The sequence below is a fragment of the Paenibacillus lutimineralis genome, from assembly GCF_003991425.1.
Lineage (GTDB): Bacteria > Bacillota > Bacilli > Paenibacillales > Paenibacillaceae > Fontibacillus > Fontibacillus lutimineralis.
Genome location: NZ_CP034346.1, coordinates 3266042 through 3287341, shown reverse-complemented (window position 1 = coordinate 3287341; position 21300 = coordinate 3266042). Strand labels below are relative to the sequence as shown.

At 41.7% G+C, this 21300-nt stretch carries 25 protein-coding genes and 1 pseudogene; 2 read left to right on the top strand and 24 right to left on the bottom strand.

The window, feature by feature from the left end:
- Positions 1 to 164: 164 nt before the first annotated feature.
- The 15 genes from EI981_RS14360 to EI981_RS14290 form a co-directional block, all read right to left on the bottom strand.
- Complete coding sequence (locus tag EI981_RS14360; RefSeq protein WP_126999224.1) at positions 165 to 1145, bottom strand: alpha/beta hydrolase; 981 nt, start codon at positions 1143 to 1145, stop codon at positions 165 to 167.
- A 216-nt stretch (positions 1146 to 1361) separates the two neighbouring features.
- A complete protein-coding gene (locus tag EI981_RS14355; RefSeq protein ID WP_127004684.1) occupies positions 1362 to 2729 on the bottom strand; it encodes a sensor histidine kinase in 1368 nt (455 codons plus the stop codon).
- 5 nt (positions 2730 to 2734) lie between these two features.
- Entirely contained in the window at positions 2735 to 3409 is a 675-nt protein-coding gene (locus EI981_RS14350; RefSeq protein WP_126999222.1) for a response regulator transcription factor, read from the bottom strand.
- Between the two features lie 499 nt (positions 3410 to 3908).
- Positions 3909 to 5249, bottom strand: coding sequence for a sensor histidine kinase (locus EI981_RS14345; RefSeq protein WP_126999220.1), 1341 nt, complete (start codon positions 5247 to 5249; stop codon positions 3909 to 3911).
- Entirely contained in the window at positions 5225 to 5899 is a 675-nt protein-coding gene (locus EI981_RS14340; RefSeq protein WP_126999218.1) for a response regulator transcription factor, read from the bottom strand. Before EI981_RS14340 ends, EI981_RS14345 begins: the two co-directional genes overlap by 25 nt.
- 17 nt (positions 5900 to 5916) lie before the next feature.
- Positions 5917 to 6657 carry a lantibiotic immunity ABC transporter MutG family permease subunit gene (locus tag EI981_RS14335; RefSeq protein WP_227011424.1) on the bottom strand — a complete coding sequence of 247 codons (741 nt, stop codon included), beginning with the start codon at positions 6655 to 6657 and terminating at the stop codon, positions 5917 to 5919.
- Complete coding sequence (locus EI981_RS14330) at positions 6645 to 7406, bottom strand: lantibiotic immunity ABC transporter MutE/EpiE family permease subunit (protein ID WP_126999216.1); 762 nt, start codon at positions 7404 to 7406, stop codon at positions 6645 to 6647. Before EI981_RS14330 ends, EI981_RS14335 begins: the two co-directional genes overlap by 13 nt.
- On the bottom strand, positions 7406 to 8107 hold the full coding sequence (locus tag EI981_RS14325; RefSeq protein WP_127004680.1) for a lantibiotic protection ABC transporter ATP-binding protein: 702 nt from the start codon (positions 8105 to 8107) through the stop codon (positions 7406 to 7408). The genes EI981_RS14330 and EI981_RS14325 overlap by 1 nt, the downstream gene beginning before the upstream one ends.
- A 169-nt stretch (positions 8108 to 8276) precedes the next feature.
- Positions 8277 to 8486 (bottom strand): relaxase, encoded by a 210-nt coding sequence (locus tag EI981_RS14320; protein ID WP_126999214.1) that lies wholly within the window; start codon positions 8484 to 8486, stop codon positions 8277 to 8279.
- Positions 8487 to 9043: 557 nt separating this feature from the next.
- A complete protein-coding gene (locus tag EI981_RS14315) occupies positions 9044 to 9373 on the bottom strand; it encodes a metal-sensitive transcriptional regulator (RefSeq protein WP_126999212.1) in 330 nt (109 codons plus the stop codon).
- A 237-nt stretch (positions 9374 to 9610) separates the two neighbouring features.
- Positions 9611 to 9853, bottom strand: coding sequence for a glutaredoxin family protein (locus EI981_RS14310; RefSeq protein ID WP_126999210.1), 243 nt, complete (start codon positions 9851 to 9853; stop codon positions 9611 to 9613).
- Between the two features lie 24 nt (positions 9854 to 9877).
- Positions 9878 to 10507: an NAD(P)/FAD-dependent oxidoreductase gene (locus tag EI981_RS14305; protein ID WP_126999200.1), complete on the bottom strand. Its 630-nt coding sequence runs from the start codon at positions 10505 to 10507 to the stop codon at positions 9878 to 9880.
- A 213-nt stretch (positions 10508 to 10720) separates the two neighbouring features.
- On the bottom strand, positions 10721 to 13156 hold the full coding sequence (locus EI981_RS14300) for a heavy metal translocating P-type ATPase (protein WP_126999198.1): 2436 nt from the start codon (positions 13154 to 13156) through the stop codon (positions 10721 to 10723).
- A gap of 32 nt (positions 13157 to 13188) precedes the next feature.
- On the bottom strand, positions 13189 to 13389 hold the full coding sequence (locus tag EI981_RS14295) for a copper ion binding protein (RefSeq protein ID WP_126999196.1): 201 nt from the start codon (positions 13387 to 13389) through the stop codon (positions 13189 to 13191).
- A gap of 147 nt (positions 13390 to 13536) precedes the next feature.
- Positions 13537 to 13737 carry a copper ion binding protein gene (locus tag EI981_RS14290; protein ID WP_126999194.1) on the bottom strand — a complete coding sequence of 67 codons (201 nt, stop codon included), beginning with the start codon at positions 13735 to 13737 and terminating at the stop codon, positions 13537 to 13539.
- Between the two features lie 452 nt (positions 13738 to 14189).
- Between EI981_RS14290 and EI981_RS29645 the strand changes: the two are divergent.
- Positions 14190 to 14471: pseudogene (locus tag EI981_RS29645) on the top strand (cation efflux transmembrane domain-containing protein); the annotation flags it as partial.
- A gap of 357 nt (positions 14472 to 14828) precedes the next feature.
- Here the strand turns inward: EI981_RS29645 and EI981_RS14280 are convergent.
- The 4 genes from EI981_RS14280 to EI981_RS14265 all read right to left on the bottom strand — a co-directional run bounded on the left by EI981_RS14280 (position 14829) and on the right by EI981_RS14265 (position 17458).
- Positions 14829 to 15044, bottom strand: coding sequence for an SHOCT domain-containing protein (locus EI981_RS14280; protein ID WP_126999192.1), 216 nt, complete (start codon positions 15042 to 15044; stop codon positions 14829 to 14831).
- A gap of 17 nt (positions 15045 to 15061) precedes the next feature.
- Positions 15062 to 16414, bottom strand: a complete 1353-nt coding sequence (locus EI981_RS14275) for a sensor histidine kinase (protein ID WP_126999189.1) — start codon at positions 16412 to 16414, stop codon at positions 15062 to 15064.
- The gene (locus EI981_RS14270; protein ID WP_237172622.1) at positions 16404 to 17090 is read right to left on the bottom strand and encodes a response regulator transcription factor; all 687 of its coding nucleotides are present in this window, start codon (positions 17088 to 17090) and stop codon (positions 16404 to 16406) included. The genes EI981_RS14275 and EI981_RS14270 overlap by 11 nt, the downstream gene beginning before the upstream one ends.
- Positions 17091 to 17197: 107 nt before the next feature.
- Positions 17198 to 17458 (bottom strand): FAD/FMN-containing dehydrogenase, encoded by a 261-nt coding sequence (locus EI981_RS14265; protein WP_126999185.1) that lies wholly within the window; start codon positions 17456 to 17458, stop codon positions 17198 to 17200.
- Between the two features lie 209 nt (positions 17459 to 17667).
- On the opposite strand from EI981_RS14265, the gene EI981_RS14260 reads away from it, so the two are divergent.
- Positions 17668 to 18072: a NusG domain II-containing protein gene (locus EI981_RS14260; RefSeq protein ID WP_126999183.1), complete on the top strand. Its 405-nt coding sequence runs from the start codon at positions 17668 to 17670 to the stop codon at positions 18070 to 18072.
- Positions 18073 to 18128: 56 nt separating this feature from the next.
- Here EI981_RS14260 and EI981_RS14255 read toward each other — a convergent pair whose 3' ends face one another.
- From EI981_RS14255 to EI981_RS14235, 5 genes are all read right to left on the bottom strand, one after another.
- On the bottom strand, positions 18129 to 18770 hold the full coding sequence (locus tag EI981_RS14255) for a class I SAM-dependent methyltransferase (protein ID WP_126999181.1): 642 nt from the start codon (positions 18768 to 18770) through the stop codon (positions 18129 to 18131).
- Positions 18771 to 19277: 507 nt separating this feature from the next.
- Complete coding sequence (gene lgt, locus EI981_RS14250) at positions 19278 to 20060, bottom strand: prolipoprotein diacylglyceryl transferase (RefSeq protein ID WP_227011905.1); 783 nt, start codon at positions 20058 to 20060, stop codon at positions 19278 to 19280.
- 131 nt (positions 20061 to 20191) lie between these two features.
- Entirely contained in the window at positions 20192 to 20383 is a 192-nt protein-coding gene (locus EI981_RS30255; RefSeq protein WP_227011904.1) for a DUF2933 domain-containing protein, read from the bottom strand.
- A gap of 111 nt (positions 20384 to 20494) precedes the next feature.
- The gene (locus EI981_RS14240) at positions 20495 to 20704 is read right to left on the bottom strand and encodes a DUF2933 domain-containing protein (RefSeq protein ID WP_126999174.1); all 210 of its coding nucleotides are present in this window, start codon (positions 20702 to 20704) and stop codon (positions 20495 to 20497) included.
- 241 nt (positions 20705 to 20945) lie between these two features.
- The gene (locus EI981_RS14235; RefSeq protein WP_227011423.1) at positions 20946 to 21122 is read right to left on the bottom strand and encodes a hypothetical protein; all 177 of its coding nucleotides are present in this window, start codon (positions 21120 to 21122) and stop codon (positions 20946 to 20948) included.
- Positions 21123 to 21300 lie beyond the last annotated feature (178 nt).

Below are 21300 nucleotides of genomic sequence, written 5' to 3'. Positions count from 1 at the left end.
CTCATCTACTCCTGTCCTTCTCTGTTTATTAAGCTGCCTTCATGTGCCATTAATGAGATGTTAACTTATGAAGATGTACTCCCCATGACCCCAATATGAACTGAATATGAACACCAGCAAAAGTTCTAAAACGTCATAGGCGTAGGAGCTGGCAGATGCTGAATTTATCTGATTTCTTCCATGAATGCTCTAAAGTTGTCTACAATTTCTTTGGCTTTGGTACGATGGATGTAATGATCTGCTTCAAACCGCATTACTTTTCCATGTACAGAATTTTTTATTTGTGCTTCATGCTCAGGTACCCATTGATCCGTTACGGGATGATTCGCTTGGATAAAGAAAATAATAGGAAGATTTTTGGGAAATGATACACTTTCAGCTGCTTTAAAATTAGAATACATATGTTGAACTTCATTTATTATGTTCGAATTAAACAGGTTTTTGTGCATAAGAATTCTCATTTGTTCTTTCGTTCCATCATCATACGGCAGTGCAGCTAATGGGTCCGTACCCAATTTCAAGGCCAATCTGGAGAGACCTGATTTTTTGAGCCACTTCATCATTTCGAGTTGAGACGATTCAACCTTCTCCGTTATCGTCGGAACACTGCTATCGAGCCCGACAAATGCTATAACCTCGTTTTCGTATTTATTCACATAATCGAGTCCATACACGCCTGAAATGGAGTGTCCCATGAGAATATAACGTTCAATGTTAAGACCTTGTAAGGCATCGTGAATTTCACGGACAATATTCTCTGTGGTCCGTTCCTTTTCGGTTACATCACTTAATCCATATCCAAAAGGCTCAACAACGACGACTTTGTAGAAGGGTGATAGCTCTTCGATTAACGGTTTGAAATCCAGTGCGGGTGCTGCTGTTGCAAGACCAGGCAGGAGTACGACGGTTTCTTCGCCTGTTCCTTGGATCAGAACATTCATATTCTTCCCGTCTACGGATACATGCTGACCGTAGGGCTCTAATCTTTGTTGCTCCGAATGGCTACTCATCACGTTAACGATATAAACAATACCTAGAAAAAGAATAATGGCTAGAACGATTGCTCCAATGGTTTTAAGAAAAATGTTTCGTACTTTTTTTAGTTTCGTTCCATTCCTCAGTTTCTTGTCCTCTTGTTGTGTCACACTTATCTTCCCCTGTCGTTATCTGTTTATATGGCACCTATGCCAACCGTTAATGACAGCTTATATGACGAAGATGTACTCTTCATGACGACAATATGAACTGAATATGAACAAGCACAAAAAAGCTACGGCGTCACATGCAAAGAAACTTGCACATGAGTCGTAGCATGGAGAATGCGGTTTAGACAATCTGAATGATACCCTGTGTGAATCTAACTAATCTGTTGGCGTTGTGATTGGCAAGGTGACAATGAAGGTCGTTCCTTGACCGGGTTCGCTTTCCACTACGATGTCGCCTTGATGAAGCGATACGATCTGTTTAACGATGGCAAGTCCCATACCGCTACCGCCATACTTACGACTGTGGGAACGATCTGCCTTAAAAAACCGCTCGAATATACGCTTCTGGTCCTCTAAGGAAATACCAATGCCCGTGTCGGATATTCGGACTGTCACGTTTTTGATATCTTGTTTGATGCTGACGTTAATAATGCCGCCGTCCATGGAAAATTTGATGCTATTGCCGATGATGTTCGTCCATACCTGGTTTAATAGATCATGATCAGCCGTTAGGCGAACAGCCTTCAATTTGAGTTCGAAACGGATGTGGCGGGCAGACCATTGCGGCTGAAGCGCTACGATGACCCGTCTGATCTGTTCATCAAGGCTGAGCGTGGCGAGCCGCAGTTGTTGTGACTGAGATTCAAGCATACTCAGCTTGAGCAGACTATCGCTCATCTTGGACATCCGATCTGCTTCCGTGATGATAATGTCGAGATAACGGCTTCGCTCACGGTCTGGAATATCAACTTGCTTGAGTGCTAGAGCATAGCCCGATATGGAGGTAAGCGGTGACTGAACCTCATGCGACACGTTCGATACGAATTCCCTGCGCATTTGCTCAAGTTGCTGCAGATCACGCGTCATTTCTTCGAAGCTGCGAGCCAGAGTACCGAGTTCACCTGTTTGCTTAATATTCAGCTTGACGTTGAAATCACCAGCTGCAATACGCCTAGTCGCTTTGGTCAGCTTTTTGATCGGTCGGACCAGGAACATGGAGGCAACTAGAATGAACAGACTTCCCGTGATCAGCGAATAGATCAAAAAAGAATATAACCAATTCTTACTAAAAGAGGTTGATGGGGGCGTGAGCGGCTCCACAAACATGGCCTTCGTCCCCATTTCCGTTATTAAAGGCAGCCCTATGAGAACCGAAGCAACACCATTCGGATTAACTTGGACCTCTTCTCCATCAAGTACCTGATTCACTTGTTCCATCGTCACTGTAGCAGGTTGTTGTCCGTTAAGATTTCCATAAGACTTGAATTGACCCGTCTCATCATAAATTCGAATATGATGCGAATCGAGCTGCTTCATCCCACTTACGAATGAGTCCGCTTCAGGTAACGGAATGGTCTCGTAAATCCGGATGACGTCCTGGGCGAAGTGAAGTGAGAGCATTCGCATATTTTCGTTCAATTTCTCCTCAAATACCCACACGGATACAAAAAAAGCAATGACCGTACCCACGATCACGGAGACTAGATAGATCAGGACAACCCGTGTATATAAGGATCTGATCATTCGTATCATTCGTAAACCTCAAGCCGATACCCAAGCCCACGCACCGTCTCGATCCGAAAATCGGGTGTAGTTGCGAACCGTTCACGCAGGCGTTTAATATGTACATCTACCGTTCGATCATCTCCAGCGTAATCGATCCCCCAAATTTGATCGATCAACTGCTCGCGCGTATAGACTTGTCCGGGTGTTCCAGCGAGCCTGTACAGTAATTCGAACTCCTTAAGCGGCAACGTGATCGACTCATTCCCTCTCATCACCTTATAGGTCTGTCGATCAAGAGTGACGTTGCCGAACTGAATCGTCTGCGTGGAGCCAATCCGGTATCGTTTCAGCAATGCCCGAACACGGACCGTCAACTCCAACGGATCGAATGGTTTCGTCAAATAATCGTCCGTCCCAAGTTCGAAACCTTTCACTTTCTCCCATGTTTCGCCTCTCGCAGTCAGTATAAGTAAGGGAAGATCAGGATTAGCTCTTCGGAGCTCCTTGCATAACGTCCAGCCGTCCATAATCGGCATCATAATATCAAGCACAACAAGATCGACATGCGTTGCGGCGTAGACGGCCATTGCTTCCTTGCCGTCCGCGGCTTCGACTGTTGCGAATCCGTCGTTGCGTAGAAATAAACAGACGAGTTCGCGAATGTTCGCATCGTCATCAGCAACTAGTATAGTAGGCATTCGTTCCCTCTTTCCTGTTTTCCATCCTATATAGTAGTTACCATTTTACTATAAAAAGATTCGACATTGAATAACGAGGATCATTTAGCACCTCTCATTCAGCATCACATCTGAATTCCCATAATGATATTTCACATTGATGGTAAGTCTATTAACTTGTAACATGGACAATAGGGACCTTGCTCCAATAAATTGGAGTTTAATTATGATTGGAGAGTTTATAAATGAGAATAGCAAGCAAGGAAGGGATTATTGTAGCCCTATAATTGAGCCAATCAATCTAAATAATTGTCTAAGTTCTTGTCCTGTGACAATTCTTCCCTGGTCGATAGGCTGTTCCCCTTAGCTATCCATGAGTTAAAATTCCAATGTTGGCTGAGACAGTAAAAAACCAAAAAGAACGCAATCATCTAATTCCCGTACAGGTTTTGGCTTCTTATATTGTGATACAATAATCTAATCGGCTATGAATACAAGTTCTTGTCCATTTCGGCTAACGTTACAAGTTCTTGCAGAACTTCATTATAACCACCCCACCAGAATCGCAGTTGCGCAGTTCTAGTTGTCCTCCGTGCGTTTTAGCTACTTGTGCTGCAAACCAAAGGCCAAGGCCATTGTGTCCATCGGCGCCACGCGCTGCATCTCCGCGCCATAGACGCTCTGTCGCATGGTGTAACGCCGCCTTGCTAAAACCGGGGCCTTCATCACATACAGTAACTTGCCAGCCGCCATCTATCATGCTGCTTTCCAAATACACGTTTCCCCCCGCCGGTGTATGCTCGATGGCATTCTGCACCACATTACCGAGGGCGCGAAGTAAATGATCTTTCTGAATGCTCGCAGCACCCTTCAGGCCGTTTTGGGTTTGCAGGCAAACTCTCTTGGCTTCTGCAATAGCTATTGTGCTCTGGCAAAGCTCATCAAACATGGTGGTCAGGCAGGTGTTTTCAAATGCCTCATTCGCACCGGTGGAGGTTTCTAACAGGCCGGCAACATACTGCTTGGCCCGGTCGTTGCTTACCACAATGGTTTCCACCATTTTGCGGCTGCTCTCAGGCAGTTCTTCATCCAGCAGAAGCTCGGCGTTGCCTCCCACCAGGGTGAGTGGGGTTTTTAAATCATGCGCGAGTGCTGCCATTTCTGCTTCGCGTTCTTGCTGTGCCTCCCATTGGGATGACAGGGATCTGTACAATGCCTCCCGCATATGCTCCATAGCATCGAGCGCCTGATCGTACTCCCGTATGCCGGCGTGGGGAATTGTGAAATCCAGCTCCTGCGCGCCTACCTTCTTGCTCACCTCGCTGAACAGCTTCAGCTTGGCGGCGAGGCGCCGACGAAGCCACAGGGTGTTGAACAGTAGACAAAGCAACAATGCCACAACAAGCATAGCCAGCCCCAGGTATTCTGCGGGGGGAAGCATGTCGCGCAGCACAGGATTGACAAACTCCGCCCTGAAATGCCAGCGAAGGATTACGGTGCTTCCATCCGCGTAGGTGTGCCGCAATACATCTATGCTGCTGGCGTCCTCCTGTAAACACCCGGCCAGGGCTTCCAGCTTCTTTCCCTCTACGTTGCTTTCCAACACTTCGCCGTTCCGGCCAAACAAAGCGTATTCAGCCAGAAAATCATCACCAGGAGAAACGAAGGTTGTTGGCTCTCCGGCCAGCATTTGCTCCACCTGTTGGTTGGAGACGGCTCCCTGGTAAGTAACGCCAGTATTTTGAAACCGCACCATGACGAAATACCATACCAGGCAACATAACAGCATACAGCAAAGCATAACGATGGCAAAGCGTAAAAGCACAAAAGAAAGGCTTACCGAACGCTGTCTTTTCGCCATTTGTAGCCTACCCCCCAAACGGTTTCTATGGGGCTGTGTCCGCCCTCTTTCAGCTTGGCGCGGATATTTTTGATGTGCTCCGCAACGGCCGACGAATCGCCCTCGGCGTCAAAGCCGAAAACCGCTACGTATAATTGTTCTTTGGTAAACACCTGCCCGGCGTGCAGGACCAGATGCTCACAGATGGCGTATTCGCCCTTGGTAAAGGGCAGTGTGTGTTCGCCCGCGATAGCCACTTTTGCCTGCAGATCAAAGCGCACACCGCCTTGACTCAGGGTGTGGGTCGGTTGCCGCGCCTCCCGCCGCAGATGGGCGTTTACCCGTGCGCGCAGCTCCGCAATACTGAAGGGCTTTTTTATGTAATCATCGGCGCCCAAGCCAAAGCCCTGTACAAGGGCTGCGTCTTCCGCCTTGGCGGTCAGGAACAGTATGGGGCAGTCCACCTCGGCACGAATACGGCTGCAAAGTGAAAAACCATCCTCGACGGGCATCATCACATCGAGCAGCAGCAGGTCATACAGATGGCATCGTGCGGGCTGCACGGTAGTGGAATCCGCCTCGGTGTCTACCTGGTGTCCGTCCTTTACCAGAGCAGCACGCACCAGGGCCAGCATATCAAGGTCATCATCGACCACTAACAGTTTCGGCATAGTCTATCCCCCATGTTTTACTCTTGTATAACTTTACCTTCCCACCTACTGAACCATAGTATTGATAAAACTAGAATCATCGAAGTAATCATAATCAGAGAAATAATCCCCCAAAAAATAGGGGCACTTGAAAAGTCAAAAGCATTTTTTAAAAACCGAACACCCCATTCCCAAGGAATGATCGGCCAAATTTCATCACCAATCGCATTTTCGAAGAAACCCGCTAAAATTGTACCAGATATCCCTAACAAAACAGAAATACTTGAACCAAACCTAAAAGCAATTGGTAAGTGTAAAAAATATAAAAATAAGTTGCTAAATAAAAATATATAAAATAGGTCAAGATATGAATCAAAGTGCATTACGCTGATATCTAAAAACAAATTGACTCCAATATAGAAACAAAGCTCATATATTATGATACTTATGCTTGAAAGAAATAGTAGAAAGAACAATTTCCCCAGATATACACTTCTTCGAGACTCCACTAAACCTAGAGCATTTTGAATATTGTTTATATTCCGATCTAATTGAATTAAAATTGGCACAACAATACCAACAAAAATCGGATAGCCTATTTGTAATATAACGAAAAATAACCTCACATCAGAAATAATATGGTATCCAGCAAAAGCGTAATAAATTAAAAATAATGTTGTAACGACTATAGGCAGTAACAAGTGCAATAAAATTATTGGAGTTCGTTTGATTTTGGTAAAGTTAGAACAAAACTCCCTTATCATCGTCAATTGCGACATACCTGCCTTCTATACCAGCGCGAAAACAAGGCGGAAAGAATCAGCATAACAAGCACAGAAATCAATACCAGCAACGAGCTTTCTCCTAAATTCAAAATGTATCTTGAATCGGCTTCGACCAATAATCCGTTTGGCAAGACTCCAAAACATGTAACCATAAACCTTGCAGGCCAGCTATATGGGAAGAACCAAAACAAAGGCGTCAAGGAAAAAAACAAACCACCTAACGCACTAGCAAACAAATTAATGATCACAGAACCAACAAATCCGATTTTTTGATCCAAAAATAAACAGAAAAGAATCTGCCATAATAAAGAGATCCACAATAAGCAGTATCCTAAAATAAAATATCCGGTATGACCAATTGCAACTGAAACACCTGACGATATGCCTTCGGAGATAATAGTGATAAGCGATAGGAATAATGATATGATCAAAAGATTAAGTGCTATCAAAATTGTTTTAGAAATAAACATCTTCTTCAAGTCGATGGGCAAACTATAAATAGTTCGGTATTTGTGTTTTTGATCCTTGTTATTTACTAAATGACATAAAATCACTATGGACAAAGATGCAATCGGCATACTCCAATTGCTGACCATAGCACTTGAAAAACCGCCTAAACCAATACCAATAAATATGAACCCCATAGATATCATAATTAAAGCTGTCGGAATCAATATAATAAGTTTTCTGAATAGGGAGCGTTTATATTTTAGGTTTTCTGCTTTCAAATAAGTTTGCAACATCAGGAAACACGTTTCTGTCTAATGATATCCATAAACAGTTGTTCCAGGTTTCCATTTGCATCAATTTTATCTTGATACAACAGTGATCCATTGTATATGATCCCTATGTCATCGGCAACTTGCTCTACTTCGCTTAAAATATGACTGGATATAATCACAGATATCCCGGACTCCGCAAAATTCCGAATCATTTTCCTTAATTCTTCAATACCAAAAGGGTCTAACCCGTTTGTAGGTTCATCTAAGACTAATAATTTGGGGTTATTCAACAGCGCCAATGCGATACCCAACCTCTGTTTCATTCCCAACGAAAAATCGGATGTCTTTTTATTTTTAGCATCCATTAAGTCCATTTTTTGTAAAACCTCATTGCATTTATTTGTTGAAATCCCCATAAGAGTCGCTCGCACTTTTAAATTTTCAAATGCCGTTAAATTCTCATACAGTGGTGGTGATTCGATTAATGAACCAATATTCAATAAATCTTTTCGCATCCAAGGCTGATTGTTGAATAATATTTCACCTGAGGTTGGTCTGATAATTCCTGTAATCATCTTCAATAATGTTGATTTGCCAGCACCATTAGGTCCTAATAAACCGTAGACAGAATTTTTTCTTACAGACATAGATAAATCTTTTATTGCATATGTCTTTTTAAATTTTTTAGAAACATCATTGGTTTTTATTATATACTCATACATCATAACTTCACTCCTTTTGATTTGTTACTACTATGGTAACAACCATTTTTAAGGAATTTATAAGGAAGAGGGCTACGGTATAAGGCGCCAGCGTTCAACTCCTGACGGAACCAAGGCATATTGAGAGTTGTGGTGTGCGTTTGTACATATTCCAGGGACCCGAGGGAAATCAGTTTGAACAGAACCTCCCTCTGAGTCCATTACTCCTGATAAGCGTGAACTCCACTGCCACTGTGCTGGTGCCACACTCGTGGAAGGAAATCAGCTTACCGTCCCGCGTCTTGTTCGGGTTCTTGCCATAGTCTATGCTTTCCGCGATGGTGGCGAGGATACTGCGCCCAGCGTCGATGTGCCGGGGCATCAGCCGGGTTGTCGCCATAAAGCCAGCCCTCCTTTCCGGTGAAAAAAATAGCAGGTGCGAGGTCCGCCCCCGCGCCTGTTAGGGTGCTCATGGTTTAGATGGATTTCATAAGGATGTTCAAATCGTCCAGCCCCCGCTGCTTTTTATAGGGCCTCGTGGAATGTAGGCACCTATTAGGGCACCGTTTACTACATCTTAATTTCTAATTTATTTGAGCCGCGGTTGCGGCTCTTTTTTTGTATTTCAAATAATAATTACTTCGAATTGTTGTTATTTGCGTAGCATCTTTTATTGCTGACTAGCTGCTCCAATTGGTTCCTTCGAAACTGCGATACCATCACCTCCTAATCTCCGCTTTCCTAAGAACATTAGATCTTGATAAATTGTTAAACCGTTCCGCTAACCTCCCCGCTAGTTAAGAAAAAGGCAACCGCATAAAAAGCCGGCTGCCTTCGTTAGTTACGTCATCCTTCCCGTTAGCTTAATGAAGTAGCATTGGGATTATTCATCTAATCGGTAATCGGACTATGTTCTTGTCCATTACGGTAATCGGTACATGTTCTTGTCCCTCGACATCATTTCATTAACTTATTTACTGTGGTAAGCAATTCATCTATTACATCATGATCGCCTTCCTCAATCCGTTCAATGACACAGCTTTTTAAATGATGTTCGAGCAGTTGTTTTCCCAATCCATTCAAAGCGGATTGAATCGAAGCAATTTGATTTAGCACATCGTCACAGTAGGTATCCCGTTCAATCAATCCCTTTACTCCACGTACTTGCCCTTCAATGCGATTTAACCGATGAATTAAGCTTAGCTTTGTTTTTTCTGAATGATGACTTTTTCGCTCTGTTGAAGATGTATGGTTACATGAGTCAGTCTCTTGTGTTGTTTTGATCATAATCTCATCTCCTTTGGTCAATCACCTTTCCCACCTTTCTAAACAGTGAGCAAAGTATTGATGAATATAAAAATAACACTTAACATATTTCGGAATAAAGAAGAAATTAGTTCTATGCATCATTAACTTATGAAATCTAATTCAAGTTAATTTAATCAAGAAAAAGTACCGACTTAATATAAAAGAGCAGCTCTAGGCGAGCTGCTTTGAATAGTCATGTAAAGAGTTACCTATTATTTATGTTGATAATAAATCTCTGATTTCACCCAGATTTTCCGCGAAACCAATAAAAACCTTATCATCGATCAAAATCGTTGGAACAATTTGTTTTCCAGTCAAGTTCCAAACTTCCTCTGCATACTTGATGTCTTCTTCACAATTGAAATCTTTAAAGGGGATATCGTTTTCTTTAAAAAAGCGTTTTGCGTAACTGCAATCGCTACAAGTCGGAATTGTATAAATTTTTATCGACTTATTCATTTTCTCTACACCCCATCCTCTTTGTTAAAAGTGAATATCCGCAAAGCTTTGTAACTGCTCTAGCGAAATTCGATTAATGAATTTACTGAACTTTTCTTTGCCTTTTGCATGCTCTTTATAAAAATCAATGATAGCAGTGATGACGGTAATAAGTTGATCTTCCGTTATTCCGGACAGGAGCAGCTTGGCGAAGGAGGTTTTAAGCCCCTTCGCTTCTCCGCCCACATAGATATCAAATTTATCTCGCATTTTGACAACACCAATATCTTTAATTAACGGCTCACTTGTACCTAACGCACATCCGGCGTATCCAATCTTTAGTGGAGTTGGTGTTTCTATACCAGATATTGCTTTGTTTAAATTTTTTGCGGTTTCAAGGCCAGCATCTTTAGAGCCTCTACAAAAATTGCACACAATTAGGCTTTTTGTCACAAAACCGGCCGGATTCACTTCTAAACCGCTTTGCTCAAGTTCTTGCTTTATCGAATCCCGACGGTCGATCGTTACTTCTGCATAGAGCTGTTTGAAGCCTGTCATTTCGACCTTTGCATCCGGCCCAATAATATCACCAATTTTTATAAGCTGTTTAGGAGTGAACAGACTCCCTCCTAGTTGAATAGCTGGGCTAATGGCGATTTTGACTGTTTCCTCCATATTTTAGAGCCCCTTTACTAAATTCATTTAATATCGACTACAAAAGGAACAGTAAAGACTTTTCCTTGATGTTGGAATTGACCCCAAACTTTATAGATACCAGCTTTCGGAAAGGAAGTCATAAATTCAGCCTTCGGGCCAGTTCCCTGTTGACCCGCATGATGATGATGGATGTGACCCACTGTGTTCTTCTGAATTCGTGGTTTCCTCTTATTAATGTTTTACTTTCACTCGCTGCAATCGAAGTGCATTGAGAACCACGGATACGGAACTCATCGCCATTGCAGCACCCGCTACCCAAGGCGCCAGCAGACCTATTGCAGCAATAGGAATGCCCAGCGTGTTATAACCGAGTGCCCAGAACAAGTTTTGCTTAATATTACTCATTGTCTTACGGCTCATATAAATCGCATCAGGAATGCTGGACAGGTCCCCACGCATAAGACTTACATCCGCTGCCTCCATGGCAACATCCGTTCCCGTACCGATTGCCATACCAATGTCGGCAGTCGCGAGAGCAGGGGCATCATTGATTCCGTCACCGACCATGGCCACTTTTTTGCCTTGATTTTGCAATTTTTTCACTTCTTCTGCTTTTCCTTCAGGGAGAACTTCAGCTCGAACATGGTCAATCCCTACCTGTGCTGCTATGGCTTTGGCCGTCCGTTCATTGTCACCAGTAATCATAATTACCTGGATCCCCATATCTTTCAGGCGGCTTACAGCAGCCTTCGACGTCTCTTTAATCGTATCCGCCACGGCTACCATTCCTGCATACCGATCATCAATCGAAACCAGCATAGCGGTTTTACCTTCCTCTTCCAAATGGGACATCGAATCGTAGGCTGCTGCTTTAGCGTCGATTCCGTACTTTTCCATAAGTCTTCGAGTCCCCACAAGCAGTTGTTTTCCTTCTACAATTGCTCTAATTCCAAATCCCGGAATAGCTTCAAAAGACTCCGTTCCCGGCATTTCAATATTCCGGGACTGAATACCGGCAACAATGGCTTCCGCAAGTGGATGCTCCGAATTCTTCTCCGCCGCGCCAACGAGTCTGAGAAATTCCGATTCGCTGCCTTGAGCCAAAACATCCGTTAATTCCGGTTTTCCTTTTGTTACCGTGCCAGTTTTGTCCAGAATAATCGCGTCGATCTTGTGCGTTTGTTCCAGATGCTCTCCACCCTTGAACAATACGCCTATTTCTGCAGCACGACCCGATCCTGCCATAATCGAGGTTGGGGTGGCCAATCCGAGTGCACATGGGCATGCAATAACCAGAATAGCAATCGCTTTTTCCAAAGCACCGGAGAAATCACCAGGAGCAATGAAGAAATACCACACCAGGAAGGCAACCACGGCAATGCCCACAACAATAGGAACAAATATGCCGGAAATGACATCCGCTACTCGCTGAATCGGCGCTTTGGAACCCTGCGCTTCTTCCACTACTTTAATAATCTGCGCAAGAGCTGTTTCCTTACCGACTTTTGTGGCCTTAATACGAAGAACACCGTTTTTGTTGATCGTAGCTCCAATTACTGCATCACCGACCTTCTTCTCTACAGGAAGACTTTCTCCCGTAAGCATCGACTCATCTACCGACGATACGCCTTCCAGTACTTCTCCATCAACCGGTACTTTGTCTCCTGGACGGATCAGAACAATGTCCTCTACGATTACTTCATCAACTGGAATCGAGAGCTCTTTGCCATCTCGAACAACCAAAGCAGTTTTAGCCTGCAGTCCCATCAAAGACTTGATGGCTTCTGAAGTCCGGCCTTTTGCGAGCCCTTCGAACAATTTCCCCATAATCACCAAGGTAATGAGGATTGCACTGGTCTCAAAGTAGAGGGATGGCCCGTGATGCATACTGCTACTCATTGTTGACCAGTCAATTGTCAGGTACAGACTATAAAAGTAAGCAGCCGATGTCCCTAGTGAGACGAGAACATCCATATTTGCGCTCCCATTGCGAAGGGCTTTATAGGCGCCTACATAAAACTGTTTGCCAATATAAAATTGCACCGGGGTAGCTAAAATAAGTTGAATCCAAGGATTCATCAAGAAGTCGGGTACATAAATCCACGAGGTAAATGAAAAGTGAGCAACCATCGTCCACAGCAGCGGCAATGAGAGAATCGCCGAAATCAACAATTTTCGTTTTAGATTGCTGATTTCTTTACTGCGGTGGTCACCTGTGTTTTTCGACTCTTGTTTGACAACCGCACTATAGCCCAGCTTTTTGACCTTGTTTTGCATATCTTCAATGGATACTTCGCTTGGCGAAAATTCAACTCGGGCTGTCTCCATAGCAAAGTTGACTGAAGCGCTTGTAACCCCTGGCAGCTTGCTTAGCCCCTTCTCAATTTTGTTTGCACACGCAGCACAAGTCATGCCTTCAAGGTTAAATTGAGCAACCTCTGAAACTGTGCCGTATCCAAGCTTTTGGATTGTTACCTCTAGGTTTTTACGATCCACCTTAGTGGGATCATACGTTACGTTCGCTTTTTCAAGAGCAAAATTTACATTAGCCGAAGTCACCCCATCCATTTTACTGAGGCCTTTCTCAATTCTGTTTGCACAAGCAGCACATGTCATACCCGTAATTTGCAAACTGGATTGCTTAGTTTGAGCCGCTGTTGCTACCATTATTACTCACTCCTCCAACATCTAATGGTGATTTACAAAACATGGTATCCCTGATCTTCAATAGTTTCTTTAATTAGCTCCATGGATACTTGGCTTTCTTCAAACGTTACATCAACCGACTCGCTATTAAGATCGACTTTCCCAATTGCACCGATCTCTTTAAGCGCACCTTCAATGGAATTTACACAATGTTGACAACTCATACCTTGAACTTTCAATGTGATGTTTTTCATTTTTTAATCGTCCTTTCGTTTTCGCTAGACTTTTTTTTTGTATTTTTAGAACATGATTTAATTTTTTAAAACTTAACATCCTTAAAATACAAAAAAATTTTTATCATTACTTAAAGAAAAGCAACTCGCTTTTTTATTTTGATTGACTTACAACACTACGTATCCCAGTTCTTCGATAGCCTCTTTAATCTGCTCCATGGATACTTGGCTTTCTTCAAACGTTACATCAACCGACTCGCTATTAAGATCGACTTTCCCAATTGCACCAATCTCTTTAAGCGCACCTTCAATGGAATTTACACAATGCTGACAGCTCATACCTTGAACTTTTAATTTTACGCTTTTCATTTATTATCGCCCCTTCTGCGAATGAATTGTGTGTTTAGATTTTCCTAATTCAAGGAATTGTAATAGTGATTTGGCTCATCGCCGCTTGCATATATACTATACCCCCCTACCCTATATTGAGTCAAGTTTTTTTATACCCTCACCACCTATATACTCCCACCCCCTATACAACGGGACATTAATGCAGAAGATTCTATTAGTTATTTCAAAATGATATTTATCCATCGAACGATCGCATAACGATTCTTTATCGCAGCTGCGGATATGAGTTCGTACCTCGATCAAGTCTCCATGCTCTATCCGTGGGAATTGCATGTATCCAGCTCAGTGGCCAGACAATCAGTCGCAAAAGGAACAACTCGATCAGTATGAATAAGAAAATCGTGATGCTACTTGGGATCAGTAGGATACGTGCGGCAGATGCAGTCTGTTCCATGACTTGTCCGACCGATAGATTTATAAATCCGCCAGAAGTGGCTACAGTAGGAAACTGGTTATCAGCATTATCGGCATGTTCACTAATATACTCGTTGCTTTGAATATGATGCGCGGTAGCTTACAGGGCACAACCTGAATATGCGTGGTGCTTATCTGCACGCCCTCAGCGATATGTTGGGGTTTGTTGGAGCAATTTTGCCGCTCTGCTGATGATGCTCTTCGGCTGAGGATGGGCAGACCCACTTACCAATGTGATCGTCGTAGTACTCATTCTTCGCAGTGGTTACTTTGTTAGCTAGCCTTTGGTAATTAAAAAAATGTCGAAAATAAGGAGAACAAAAAAACAAGCATCCTGTAGGGGCTGCTTGTTTTATCGATTTAAGCCTTTAACATTTTTGCATTTATAAGTAAAGACAATACTAAAGGATTTCTTATAAAGGAACACGGGACCCTTCTCAAGGTCCCGTGTTTATTAGTGCATATTGTAATACCAAAATTATTAAGCATATCCAACGCTCTATTCTTTCTTTATATGGTATCAAGAACAGAACCGAATTTGTTTATAATGTTCTCCTCTGTTCCTGTTGCCTTAACTAGTTCATCAAATCCCCAATGCCACATTAAGTAATCCCTGGCTCCATTTTATATCGTGATTAGTCACGCAAAATACTTCTCATTCGAAAATACTCATCTTCAGAGATTTCCCCTCTTGCAAATCGCTCATCCAAGATTCTCTCTGGTGTGCTTTCAATGTGACGGTTGGTTCCTTCTCCCCTTACCCATCTTATAACCAAATAAATTACGCCTACAATTAAAAGAAAATTGATGATCATGCCAAACATTCCGAACCCAAAACCATAACCCATCATCACTTTGTCTCATCCTTTCATCGAATTATAGGAAGCCGAACACAAACGGTTGTCCCCTTATTGATTTTGCTTATCACATTTATGGATCCGGAATGAGCATCCACAATTGCTTTTACAACAGCAAGTCCTATTCCGGCTCCACCTGTCTTCCTGTTTCTTGATTTTTCCCCGCGGTAAAAACGTTCAAAAATATAAGGCAATTCCTCTTCTGTGATTCCCATTCCTGTATCAGATATAATGACGACACCTTCACCTTTATCTCTGAACACCTCAATATGAATATTTCCTGAATTCGTATATTTATATGCATTTTTTATTAGATTCAAGAATACCTGCCCCAGCCGTGAGCGATCCCCGGTAATCCATACATCACTCTTGTTTACCAGATCAGCTGAAAGACCTTTATGCCAATACTGGCTTGATATAGTATTCATCGACTCACGTACAATTTCGTTAAGAGATACCATTTCCGTCTTAAGCTGAGCCATGGGATTCTCTACAGCAGCCAGATTTTCCAAATCACTTATAAGTTGAATCAGGCGCATTACTTGGTCATGACACACTTGAAGCTTATCGGGTGATGGTTCCCAGATGCCATCTTGGAATGCTTCCAAATGGCTTTGGATAGTCGTTAAAGGCGTGCGCAGTTCATGAGCTACATCAGCGGTCAACGTTTTCCTTAACTGATCTTGTTTCTCCAACCCATCAGCTAAGTGATTAAGAGCCTGGCCCACCTCATAAATCTCCGTATTTTGATTATTCCCTTCTACACGGGAGGTAAGGTCTCCCTCTTTCATTCTTAAAGCAATATCCTTTATCTCTAAAAGGGGTTGGCTTATACTTTTAGCCATATATCTGCTAAATAGATACGTTCCGATTATAACGATACCTAGAGCAGCCCATAATAGCGTGTTAAACATGTGGAGGAACTGCTTATTCAGACTCTGGGACGTTTCGTTGAACGACTGGAATTCCAATATTCCCACCTGCTGATTGCCTTTTACTATTGTTTTTTTAATAGAGGTTAAAAAGGGCTTGGATTTCGCTTCTCCCTGCATTCCCATTAAGCTGGTATCCCAAATCAAGCGGTGGTCGTTGTCATAAACACGAACGACATAATCACCAGCCATCGCCTGGTGAGAAAGAACCATCCAAACATCGGTATTCCATGTACCAGAAGATTCATTATAAGAGGCTTCTAGATCGTCAAGAATACTTTGTATTTCCGCCTCCTGTTGATTTTTCTGGTACTGATTGAACGAAAGGCCCATGACCAGATTAACAAGCAAGACAATAGACAGTAGCGCACTAAGCGCCACACCGGTATGGGATACAAGGAGTTTTCTACTTAATCCACCTCTATTTTTCATCAGGATTCACCAAAAATTTATAGCCTACCCCAAAAACAGTACCTATAAATTCAGGGTGCTTAGGATCATCGTCAATTTTTTGTCTAATATTCTTGATATGAACATCAATGGTACGCTCAAAGCCTTCAAAAGTATCGCCTTGGCTAAGGTTAACCAGTTCAAGCCGCGAGAACACTCTCTTCGGATGCTTTGCCAAAATTTCCAGCAGTTTGAACTCCATCGGTGTAAGAGGAACGGGCTCATCTTGAAATTTCACTTCATATCGTTCCAAATCCACGGTTAAACCGCCTTGGGCAAAGGACATAAATGACGTATTATTCTCCTGTTCAGAATGATTAGATCTTCTCAATAAGCTAATTACGCGAGCGAGGAGCTCTCTTGGGCTGAAAGGTTTGGTAATATAATCGTCTGCTCCAATCATAAGTCCATTTATCATATCGTCTTCACTACTTTTCGCCGTCAGCATGAGAATCGGAATGTTCGAAGTCTTCCGTACTATTCTGCACACTTCCTCTCCGGTTATATCCGGAAGCATTAAATCCAATACTATAAGATCAGGATGTAATGTCTCAAAAAGATGAAGAGCGCCCTTTCCCGTATCGGCCTCATACACTATATAATTGTTTTTCTCCAAGTAAGCCTTGATGACGTGCAGGATATTTTCTTCATCATCCACCAATAGTATCTTCACAAACTTCCTCACCTATCTCTTTTTGTTTACAAAGACAGACCTTCTTCATTGAAGGTCTCATCTTATGAAAGTCTTTTCTTATCATGACCGGATTAGAAGTTCATCATGCCTGTTCTGAATTGAGAATTTCTCTTGATTCCTGACATTCCTACCCCATTTGACTTATTACAATTGTTGTACATTTGTTCAATTTGTTCATTTGACAGGTCGGGATGTATTTGTTTAGCAAAGGGCAGCATATTTTCGAAGAAGCCACTGTTGTTACCATTGTTTGCCGAAGCAGCATAAGCACCAGCTGATCCAATTCCCATAACCAGTAGTAGTACCCCAAATCCAATCCAGAATTTCTTCATTTTTATCTCCTCCTTATAGCTACACTATAAAACAGAGTTATGAAGAACGAATTTGCAACTTATGAAGAAGTTATGAAGGAAATTAGAGAAATGACTTTTGTTCCCTCGCCTAGAATCAAGAAACAACCTCATTTTCACAAGGAAAACACACAATTATGTATTATTCTAAAATCTGATTATAACGTAGTGATGAATATGGGGATGGCATTATGTCAGATAAATTTAAAAAGGGTGATATTGTCCTAATCGTTTCAATCTTTTTGTTAGCCATGAGTTTATTAGGCGTCAGATCATTACAGGATCGTAATCAAGACAGGATAAGGGGGAACCCCATCGCCACAATCAACGTAGACGGTAAGGTACATAAAACAGTTGAATTAACCAAAGAAACACAATACGTCGAAATAAGAACCGAGAGAGGATATGACATACTAAAGATCCATGATAAAGGAATTGAAGTCGTAGAATCAGACTGTCCAGAAAAAATATGCTTCACCTTTGGATTAATTAAGAATCCGAGTGAAGTAATTATTTGTATACCTATGCGAATGATTGTTGAAGTTAATGGAGAGCCTGCTCCATCAGATAATGAAATAGATGCAGTAGTAAGTTAAATAGCACTCTCTGGATCCGTAAAAATTCATAAGGTCAGAAAAAATAGAACCTGGTTCTATTTTTTCTGACCTTCGTTATTATTAGGCTCTTTATTAGGGTTAAGAACCAGTCTGCGAAATATAGTTGAAAATAAGCACTCATTTTTTTCAAAAGTGAATCCCGCGTTTCCTATATTATCTAGTGTTCTTCGGTTAATATTCGCTCCAGATACCCTTACAGTGATGGGATTTAGGATATCCATAACCTTACCAATCACAGGATTTTCACTTCGCATATGCTCCAATAAAATGACTCTGCCGTCCGGTTTACATACCCTAAGCATTTCTTTCATTCCCTGAACAGGATCAGGTACAGAGCAGTAAACACAGGTAGCTACCACATAGTCAAAGGTATTATCCTGGAAATCCATGTTCTGCGCGTCCATTTCCTTTAAATCTACCTTCAACCTCAACTCGCTCGCACGTTCCCGGGCATATTGCAACATGTTAGGACTGAAGTCTATGCCAGTCAACGTTACTGAAGTTGGATAGTAAGGTAAATTGGCTCCTGTTCCGATGCCCACCTCTAAGACGTTGCCTTTTAAAGTAGACAGAAGCTCGCGCCTCCAACTTCTCATCATTTTACTATCCATTTTATGAAATATGGGGGCTACTCTGTTGTATCTATTTCGAATCTTGCTCGTTAAATCATCTTTCATTGGATTACCTCCCATCCACTTCTTATATCAATTCGTACTATATTCTATGTTTCGAGTTTAGCTTGAACTTGTTCCCGAAAATCTTTAGATTTATATTTTGAAGACTTTAACGCTTACGCTATATAAGAAAGTAAATAAGCCCGATCATAGCCAGCACTATAGCTATCCAAGAGCAAAATGTCATTAATAATCGACCTAGTTGAATAAGAGATACCTTGGAAAGAGGATGAAGAGACGATTAAGCACATGATTCCCATTATCATAATGAATATCGCAAGAAACCATTCACACTTCTTCATCTTGCTCCTCCCCTACTCTGTTATATTCTTTATTTTAAATCGAGTTCCTATACCGACTTTGCTGATCACGCTTAGGTTTCCACTCTGTAAAATCGATCAAATATATAAGGCACTAATCTTCCGGAATTCCTATCCCAGTGTCTTTTACTGCTAGATAGACAAAGACAGCGTGTTTACTTAAGTTAACGTTGATTTCTCTCCTTTTGGATCACGATCTTATCAAGAGTTCCGTATCATCATTTTTTCGTACAACAAAATATACCATCAATACAAAAGCAATCGCGAAAATCGAGGCACTTGTCCACTGCCCAGCCGTCCATTGTAAAGCATAACGCGGTGAATCCCCGCGCATAAATTCCATTGAAAAACGAATAACTGCATATATCAGATTATACGATAAAAATAAGACACCTTTTGGAAGTTTTAAGTTTTTCATACCCATAAGAATTCCAAATCCAATGAGATCCAGTTGTCCTTCCCAAACTTCTGCCGGCCAAAGTGGCTCTGAGCCATAACGTTCATAAGCTATCGTCCCTGCAGGATAGACAATTCCAAATCCAGAATTGGTAGGTGCTCCAAAAGCATCTCCGTTCAAGAAACAGGCAATTCGTCCGACTGCTTGGCCCAAAATAATAGCTGGGGCTAGGATATCAGCTAGTTCCCAAAAGGATATCTTCTTGATTCGTGTATAGATAAATGCTCCCGCAAAGCCACCGATCAATCCCCCTTGTATGGCGATCCCACCATTCCAAATAGAGAAAATTTCTGATAGATTTTTTGAATAATAGGCCCACTGGAAAAAGAATACATGCCATATTCTAGCCCCAATAATGCCCCCGATTATGATATAAAAAACTAAATCAATTATATGTTTCTGGTAAATAGTCCCTTTAGCAAGATAATATGCTACTCCAATCGCAAGTAAAATAGCTAACCCTACAATAAGACCATAGGATCTTATTGAAAAGTCACCAATTTCAAATAATACCACTCTCAATTTAATATCCCCTCCAAATTAAAGCGTATGCCAAGTAAGATCACAAAGGAGGACAATCAATGTTATGCCCAGAGCTATACTTTTTTCCATCTTTTTCACCTCAAAAATATTTGATTACATTAAAATTAATGATGATGATTTTTTTGTTTTTTTTTGTTCATTAACGGCATCATAATGAAATGTGAAAGCGGGCATAACAATAATAATAAGAATAGCAAACTATTCGTAGAACCTGATCCAGCTGATCCAGTTATAAATGCATTATAAAGTACAACAGCTGCAAATATAACGATTGGTAGTACACAGCCTAATATCATTATCCAATTATGTTTTTTGGTCGAAGCAGTGTGATCCCCCGAACCGGGGTTATTGTCGTGATTATGATTTCCACAGCAGTTCATAGTGTCGAACCCTCCTGTTTTCATAATTTAATGAGATTGTTTAAGATTCTGAATTTCCTGTCTCATTTGTTCATTTTGAGCTCTTAATTCACTCAGTTCACGATGAATGACATGATCCTCGTGCTGATGATACTTATCTTCATTTTGGGAACCATGTTTATACATCCCACCCATCCCAAACATCATAAATACCATCATTAGTGGACAAGCAAGTAACAATAACCATGTCCAATCCATAAGTCTTTCCTCCTTCATTTAGGAACAACGTCCTTTTCGATTTCATTGTAGATAGATTTTATGTAGAATTCTTGTGGAAAGGTTTCGGTTTCTATGAATATTAAAAAACAGCCTGCAATATGTTAAAGGCTGTTTTTTATCATGCTATTTTGTTTAATAAGTTACTTCATTACTCCGGTTTATTATTGGCATTTAGATCTGACGTAAACTGTGTAGATCTTAAGGTACTCTAATGATTCATTCAATGCATTCCGCCATGATTCATACCGGTTTTAGAGATGATCTCAAGCATCGAGTCAATTTCACCTTGAACCTTAAGAGAAATAGATTGAACTGACCCGGTCAGCCAAGCGTGATTATATGGACCTTCTGTCGGTGATTTTTCATATTTAGGTTGTACAGACATTAGATAGGTCATGACAGATGACGGTATGCTGTCTTGATTCGTCCAAAGTAATGGTCCCTTAGACAGTGGTAGTCATGGATAACCATCACCAGCAAGTGCAGGAGTTTGAATAAGTTTTACATCCTTCCCGTTTAAGGTAGCCCGTTAGCTGAATAAAGGCAACCGATCGTTTTCTGGTCGGCTGCCTTCT